At 46.8% G+C, this 7,154-nt stretch carries 6 protein-coding genes, 2 tRNA genes, 2 rRNA genes and 1 other RNA gene (1 of these 11 only partly in view); all 11 read left to right on the forward strand.

Annotated features, from left to right (window positions below; translation table 11 throughout):
• Window positions 1-51: 51 nt before the first annotated feature.
• A complete protein-coding gene (tadA, locus tag NYE43_RS00120) occupies window positions 52-537 on the forward strand; it encodes a tRNA adenosine(34) deaminase TadA (RefSeq protein WP_024123596.1) in 486 nt (161 codons plus the stop codon).
• An 82-nt stretch (window positions 538-619) separates the two neighbouring features.
• Window positions 620-884, forward strand: an RNA gene (gene ffs / locus NYE43_RS00125) — signal recognition particle sRNA large type.
• A 128-nt stretch (window positions 885-1,012) separates the two neighbouring features.
• Window positions 1,013-2,707, forward strand: coding sequence for a DNA polymerase III subunit gamma/tau (gene dnaX, locus NYE43_RS00130; RefSeq protein ID WP_024123597.1), 1,695 nt, complete (start codon window positions 1,013-1,015; stop codon window positions 2,705-2,707).
• Window positions 2,708-2,730: 23 nt separating this feature from the next.
• Window positions 2,731-3,054: a YbaB/EbfC family nucleoid-associated protein gene (locus tag NYE43_RS00135; protein WP_014112282.1), complete on the forward strand. Its 324-nt coding sequence runs from the start codon at window positions 2,731-2,733 to the stop codon at window positions 3,052-3,054.
• A gap of 14 nt (window positions 3,055-3,068) precedes the next feature.
• Entirely contained in the window at window positions 3,069-3,665 is a 597-nt protein-coding gene (gene recR / locus NYE43_RS00140) for a recombination protein RecR (protein WP_024123598.1), read from the forward strand.
• A gap of 18 nt (window positions 3,666-3,683) precedes the next feature.
• A complete protein-coding gene (locus NYE43_RS00145) occupies window positions 3,684-3,908 on the forward strand; it encodes a YaaL family protein (protein ID WP_024123599.1) in 225 nt (74 codons plus the stop codon).
• Window positions 3,909-3,974: 66 nt separating this feature from the next.
• Window positions 3,975-4,238, forward strand: a complete 264-nt coding sequence (gene bofA / locus NYE43_RS00150) for a sigma-K factor-processing regulator BofA (protein WP_024123600.1) — start codon at window positions 3,975-3,977, stop codon at window positions 4,236-4,238.
• Window positions 4,239-4,483: 245 nt separating this feature from the next.
• Window positions 4,484-6,033: ribosomal RNA gene (locus tag NYE43_RS00155) — 16S ribosomal RNA — on the forward strand.
• Window positions 6,034-6,134: 101 nt separating this feature from the next.
• Window positions 6,135-6,211 (forward strand) — tRNA-Ile (locus tag NYE43_RS00160).
• Window positions 6,212-6,223: 12 nt separating this feature from the next.
• Window positions 6,224-6,299: transfer RNA gene (locus tag NYE43_RS00165), tRNA-Ala, on the forward strand.
• Window positions 6,300-6,380: 81 nt separating this feature from the next.
• Window positions 6,381-7,154: ribosomal RNA gene (locus NYE43_RS00170) — 23S ribosomal RNA — on the forward strand; it runs 2,154 nt beyond the window's last position.
• Together the 16S and 23S rRNA genes with 2 tRNA genes alongside form the textbook arrangement of a ribosomal RNA operon.

The following is a 7,154-nucleotide window of genomic DNA, read 5'->3' on the forward strand; positions in this document are numbered from 1 at the left end:
ATATGTAGCCTTTTTAGGTAAGGAAAAAACTTTGAAAAGAGAGCTAATCTGATGAATCAAGATGAACTTTATATGAAAGAAGCAATAAAAGAAGCGAAAAAAGCTGAAGCGAAAGGCGAGGTGCCGATCGGGGCCGTGCTTGTTGTGAATGATAAAATCGTGGCACGCGCGCACAATTTAAGAGAAACAGAGCAGCGGTCTATCGCTCATGCGGAAATGCTTGTGATTGATGAAGCGTGCAAGTCACTTGGAACATGGAGACTGGAAGGCGCAACACTTTACGTTACCCTTGAGCCTTGTCCGATGTGTGCCGGAGCCGTCGTGCTTTCACGCGTGGAGAAAGTAGTATTTGGCGCATTTGATCCAAAAGGAGGCTGTTCAGGCACGTTAATGAACCTTCTTCAGGAAGAACGCTTTAATCATCAGGCTGAAGTGGTGAGCGGTGTGCTGGAGGAAGAATGCGGAGGAATGCTCAGTGCGTTTTTCAGAGATCTGAGAAAAAAGAAGAAAGCTTCTAGGAAAAACTTGTCTGAGTAGTAAGGTTGCAATTTTTAGGGGAAGAGGATATACTTATGTGTGCATCGTCATAGATGCGACATAAAATTTGATATTTATTTTGCCGTGCTAAGCGGGGAGGTAGCGGTGCCCTGTACCCGCAATCCGCTCTAGCGGGGCCGAATCCCTTCTCGAGGTTCGTTTACTTTAAGGTCTGCCTTAAGTAAGTGGTGTTGACGTTTGGGTCCTGCGCAATGGGAATTCATGAACCATGTCAGGTCCGGAAGGAAGCAGCATTAAGTGAAACCTCTCATGTGCCGCAGGGTTGCCTGGGCCGAGCTAACTGCTTAAGTAACGCTTAGGGTAGCGAATCGACAGAAGGTGCACGGTAAATCAATCATCAAATTTTCAAACTCACCTAATATTAGGTGAGTTTTTTGTTATGTAAAAGAGCTTTTGGAATCGATACACGGTTCATGTATAATGGGAATGATGAATAACGGAGGAGGGCGCACCCGTGAGTTACCAAGCTTTATATCGAGTATTCAGGCCTCAGCGCTTTGAAGATGTGGTCGGACAAGAGCACATTACAAAAACGCTTCAAAATGCCCTTTTGCAAAAGAAATTTTCTCATGCTTATCTGTTTTCCGGGCCAAGGGGTACGGGAAAAACCAGTGCGGCCAAAATATTTGCCAAAGCTGTCAACTGTGAACACGCTCCTGTTGATGAGCCATGTAACGAATGTGCAGCCTGTAAAGGGATAACAAACGGGTCCATATCCGATGTCATAGAAATTGACGCCGCTTCTAACAATGGTGTTGATGAAATTCGTGACATCCGCGACAAAGTGAAGTTTGCCCCATCGGCCGTCACATATAAGGTATATATCATAGATGAGGTGCATATGCTTTCTATCGGCGCCTTTAATGCGTTATTAAAAACATTAGAAGAGCCGCCTGAGCATTGTATTTTCATTTTAGCAACAACAGAACCGCACAAAATTCCTTTAACCATTATCTCCAGATGTCAGCGTTTTGACTTCAAGCGAATTACATCCCAAGCGATTGTCGGACGTATGAACAAAATAGTTGATGCTGAAGAGCTGCAGGTTGAAGAAGGGGCGCTCGACATTATTGCGAGTGCTGCAGATGGCGGTATGAGGGATGCTTTGAGCCTTCTTGATCAGGCAGTCTCATTCAGCGGCGACGAGCTAAAAGTTGATGATGCGCTTCTGATTACCGGAGCAGTTTCTCAATTATATATAGGAAAGCTCGCGCAATCTCTGCATGAAAAACATGTTTCTGAAGCTTTGGAAACATTGAATGAGCTGCTTCAGCAAGGGAAAGACCCGGCGAAGCTGATAGAGGATATGATTTTCTATTTCAGGGACATGCTGCTGTTCAAAACAGCTCCTGGCTTAGAGGGTGTACTGGAAAAAGTAAAAGTCGATGAAACGTTCCGTGAATTGAGTGAACAAATTCCGACCCAGGCGATATATGAAATGATTGATATCCTGAACAAGAGTCATCAGGAAATGAAATGGACGAACCATCCCCGCATCTTCTTTGAAGTGGCTGTGGTGAAGATTTGCCAAACGTCTCATCAACCAGCTGCTGCAGACCTGCCTGAAGTTGATATGCTGATGAAAAAAATCCAGCAGCTTGAGCAAGAAGTAGAACGGCTCAAAACAACCGGCGTAAAAGCAGCGGCGGAAAGTCCGAAAAAAGAAGCGCCGCGTGCGCCAAAAGGCGGGAAATCCAATTACAAAGCGCCGGTAGGCAGAATTCATGAAATTTTGAAGGAAGCAACGAGGACGGACCTTGATCAGCTCAGAAGCAGCTGGGGCAAGCTTCTGGCTCACCTGAAACAGCAAAACAAAGTATCACATGCTGCGCTGCTGAATGACAGTGAACCTGTGGCTGCAGCTTCTTCGGCATTTGTACTGAAATTCAAATATGAAATACATTGTAAAATGGTCGCCGAGGATAACAACGGTGTCCGGACTAATCTTGAACAGATTTTAGAATCTATGCTCGGAAAAAGAATGGATTTGATTGGCGTTCCAGAAGCACAATGGGGTAAAATAAGAGAAGAATTTTTAGTAGATCATCAGCAGGAAAATGAAGGATCAAATGAGCCGGCTGAAGAAGATCCGCTTATTGCAGAAGCGAAAAAGCTTGTCGGAGCGGATTTAATTGAAATAAAAGACTAACAAAATGAAAGAGAGTGGATAATATGCGTGGCGGAATGGGAAATATGCAAAAAATGATGAAACAAATGCAAAAAATGCAAAAGGATATGGCCAAGGCTCAAGAAGAGCTTGCAGAACAGGTAGTTGAAGGAACTGCAGGCGGCGGTATGGTAACAGTTAAAGCAAACGGCCAAAAAGAAATTCTGGATGTCATCATTAAAGAAGATGTAGTTGACCCGGAAGATATCGAAATGCTCCAGGACTTAGTGCTTGCTGCAACGAATGAAGCCTTGAAAAAAGTTGACGAGATCACAAACGAAACAATGGGTCAATTTACAAAAGGAATGAACATGCCAGGTTTGTTCTAGGGGGATAAAAGAAAATGCAATATCCTGAACCAATATCAAAGCTGATCGACAGCTTTATGAAATTGCCAGGGATCGGACCGAAAACAGCGGTCCGTCTGGCTTTTTTTGTTCTAGGTATGAAAGAAGATGTGGTATTAGATTTTGCGAAAGCGTTGGTAAATGCGAAACGCAATCTGACATATTGCTCAGTTTGCGGGCATATTACAGACCAGGACCCTTGTTATATATGTGAAGATTCACGAAGGGATAAGTCCATTATTTGTGTTGTGCAAGACCCTAAGGATGTTATTGCTATGGAGAAAATGAAAGAATACAACGGCCAGTATCATGTTCTCCACGGCGCCATTTCTCCAATGGACGGCATCGGACCAGAGGATATAAAAATACCAGAATTGTTAAAACGATTACAGGATGATCAAGTGACAGAAGTGATTCTCGCAACAAACCCTAATATAGAAGGGGAAGCAACAGCGATGTATATATCAAGGCTCTTGAAGCCATCTGGTATTAAGCTCTCCCGTATTGCCCACGGACTGCCCGTCGGCGGTGACTTGGAATATGCTGATGAGGTCACTCTTTCTAAGGCACTTGAAGGAAGACGTGAATTGTAAGGGAGGAAAAAGCGATCCATGGGTTTTCTTCGCAAGAAAACATTGAGAAGAGAGTTTGATGAAAAACTAATCGAGCAGCTTTTTAAGCAAAAGGAAGAGTGGAACAGGCAAAAGAAGCTGGTTGAAAAAAGCCTTGAACCATCAGCTGAAGTTTTATGCGAGCTGAAGGTAGCTGAAGCGAAGTATTTTTTTTACTTGAGGGAAGCGAAACAGCGGAATTTGAAAATCAGCCGGTGGAAGTAAGTGGTCTAAACTCCTGGATCTTCTCATAAGCTTGTACTAGAACAAGTGAAGGGGATGAGAAGATTCATGGAGCCTATTTTTATTATAGGGATTATTTTAGGACTAGTTGTTCTTCTATTTTTATCAGGTTCGCCTGCAAAGCCTTTAAAGTGGATTGGTATAACTGCTGTTAAATGTGTAGCGGGTGCTTTGTTGCTGGTATGTGTGAACATGTTCGGAGGCAGCCTCGGCATCCATGTGCCGATTAATATTGTCACAACAGCCATAAGCGGAATCTTGGGCATACCGGGAATAGCAGCATTAGTAGTGATTAAGCATTTTATTATTTAATTCATGTTATATGTTGACTTTAAGACGTAAGGGTGTTATTCTAATATACGTCGCTGATGACGGATAAGCTTTTTAAAGAAATTACGAAAAAAGTTGTTGACGGAAACGGCGTAAAATGTTATGATTATAAAGTCGCTTAAAGAGCGGCAACAAAGTTCTTTGAAAACTAAACAAGACAAAACGTACCTGTTAATTCAAGTTTTAATATAAATCGCACAGCGATGTGCGTAGTCAGTCAAACTACTTTATCGGAGAGTTTGATCCTGGCTCAGGACGAACGCTGGCGGCGTGCCTAATACATGCAAGTCGAGCGGACAGATGGGAGCTTGCTCCCTGATGTTAGCGGCGGACGGGTGAGTAACACGTGGGTAACCTGCCTGTAAGACTGGGATAACTCCGGGAAACCGGGGCTAATACCGGATGCTTGTTTGAACCGCATGGTTCAAACATAAAAGGTGGCTTCGGCTACCACTTACAGATGGACCCGCGGCGCATTAGCTAGTTGGTGAGGTAACGGCTCACCAAGGCAACGATGCGTAGCCGACCTGAGAGGGTGATCGGCCACACTGGGACTGAGACACGGCCCAGACTCCTACGGGAGGCAGCAGTAGGGAATCTTCCGCAATGGACGAAAGTCTGACGGAGCAACGCCGCGTGAGTGATGAAGGTTTTCGGATCGTAAAGCTCTGTTGTTAGGGAAGAACAAGTACCGTTCGAATAGGGCGGTACCTTGACGGTACCTAACCAGAAAGCCACGGCTAACTACGTGCCAGCAGCCGCGGTAATACGTAGGTGGCAAGCGTTGTCCGGAATTATTGGGCGTAAAGGGCTCGCAGGCGGTTCCTTAAGTCTGATGTGAAAGCCCCCGGCTCAACCGGGGAGGGTCATTGGAAACTGGGGAACTTGAGTGCAGAAGAGGAGAGTGGAATTCCACGTGTAGCGGTGAAATGCGTAGAGATGTGGAGGAACACCAGTGGCGAAGGCGACTCTCTGGTCTGTAACTGACGCTGAGGAGCGAAAGCGTGGGGAGCGAACAGGATTAGATACCCTGGTAGTCCACGCCGTAAACGATGAGTGCTAAGTGTTAGGGGGTTTCCGCCCCTTAGTGCTGCAGCTAACGCATTAAGCACTCCGCCTGGGGAGTACGGTCGCAAGACTGAAACTCAAAGGAATTGACGGGGGCCCGCACAAGCGGTGGAGCATGTGGTTTAATTCGAAGCAACGCGAAGAACCTTACCAGGTCTTGACATCCTCTGACAATCCTAGAGATAGGACGTCCCCTTCGGGGGCAGAGTGACAGGTGGTGCATGGTTGTCGTCAGCTCGTGTCGTGAGATGTTGGGTTAAGTCCCGCAACGAGCGCAACCCTTGATCTTAGTTGCCAGCATTCAGTTGGGCACTCTAAGGTGACTGCCGGTGACAAACCGGAGGAAGGTGGGGATGACGTCAAATCATCATGCCCCTTATGACCTGGGCTACACACGTGCTACAATGGACAGAACAAAGGGCAGCGAAACCGCGAGGTTAAGCCAATCCCACAAATCTGTTCTCAGTTCGGATCGCAGTCTGCAACTCGACTGCGTGAAGCTGGAATCGCTAGTAATCGCGGATCAGCATGCCGCGGTGAATACGTTCCCGGGCCTTGTACACACCGCCCGTCACACCACGAGAGTTTGTAACACCCGAAGTCGGTGAGGTAACCTTTATGGAGCCAGCCGCCGAAGGTGGGACAGATGATTGGGGTGAAGTCGTAACAAGGTAGCCGTATCGGAAGGTGCGGCTGGATCACCTCCTTTCTAAGGATATTTACGGAATATAAGACCTTGGGTCTTATAAACAGAACGTTCCCTGTCTTGTTTAGTTTTGAAGGAACTTTGTTCCTTGAATAAGTTAAGATGGGCCTGTAGCTCAGCTGGTTAGAGCGCACGCCTGATAAGCGTGAGGTCGGTGGTTCGAGTCCACTCAGGCCCACCATCTTATACAAATGGGGCCTTAGCTCAGCTGGGAGAGCGCCTGCTTTGCACGCAGGAGGTCAGCGGTTCGATCCCGCTAGGCTCCACCAACGTGTTCTTTGAAAACTAGATAACAGTAGACATCACATTCAATTAGTAACACAAGATATCACATAGTGATTCTTTTTAACGGTTAAGTTAGAAAGGGCGCACGGTGGATGCCTTGGCACTAGGAGCCGATGAAGGACGGGACGAACACCGATATGCTTCGGGGAGCTGTAAGCAAGCTTTGATCCGGAGATTTCCGAATGGGGAAACCCACCACTCGTAATGGAGTGGTATCCATATCTGAATTCATAGGATATGAGAAGGCAGACCCGGGGAACTGAAACATCTAAGTACCCGGAGGAAGAGAAAGCAAATGCGATTCCCTGAGTAGCGGCGAGCGAAACGGGATTAGCCCAAACCAAGAGGCTTGCCTCTTGGGGTTGTAGGACACTCTATACGGAGTTACAAAGGAACGAGGTAGATGAAGAGGTCTGGAAAGGCCCGCCATAGGAGGTAACAGCCCTGTAGTCAAAACTTCGTTCTCTCCAGAGTGGATCCTGAGTACGGCGGAACACGTGAAATTCCGTCGGAATCCGGGAGGACCATCTCCCAAGGCTAAATACTCCCTAGTGACCGATAGTGAACCAGTACCGTGAGGGAAAGGTGAAAAGCACCCCGGAAGGGGAGTGAAAGAGATCCTGAAACCGTGTGCCTACAAGTAGTCAGAGCCCGTTAACGGGTGATGGCGTGCCTTTTGTAGAATGAACCGGCGAGTTACGATCCCGTGCAAGGTTAAGCAGAAGATGCGGAGCCGCAGCGAAAGCGAGTCTGAATAGGGCGCATGAGTACGTGGTCGTAGACCCGAAACCAGGTGATCTACCCATGTCCAGGGTGAAGTTCAGGTAACACTGAATGGA

The sequence above is a fragment of the Bacillus sp. FSL R5-0434 genome (assembly GCF_038004745.1).
Taxonomy (GTDB): domain Bacteria; phylum Bacillota; class Bacilli; order Bacillales; family Bacillaceae; genus Bacillus; species Bacillus halotolerans.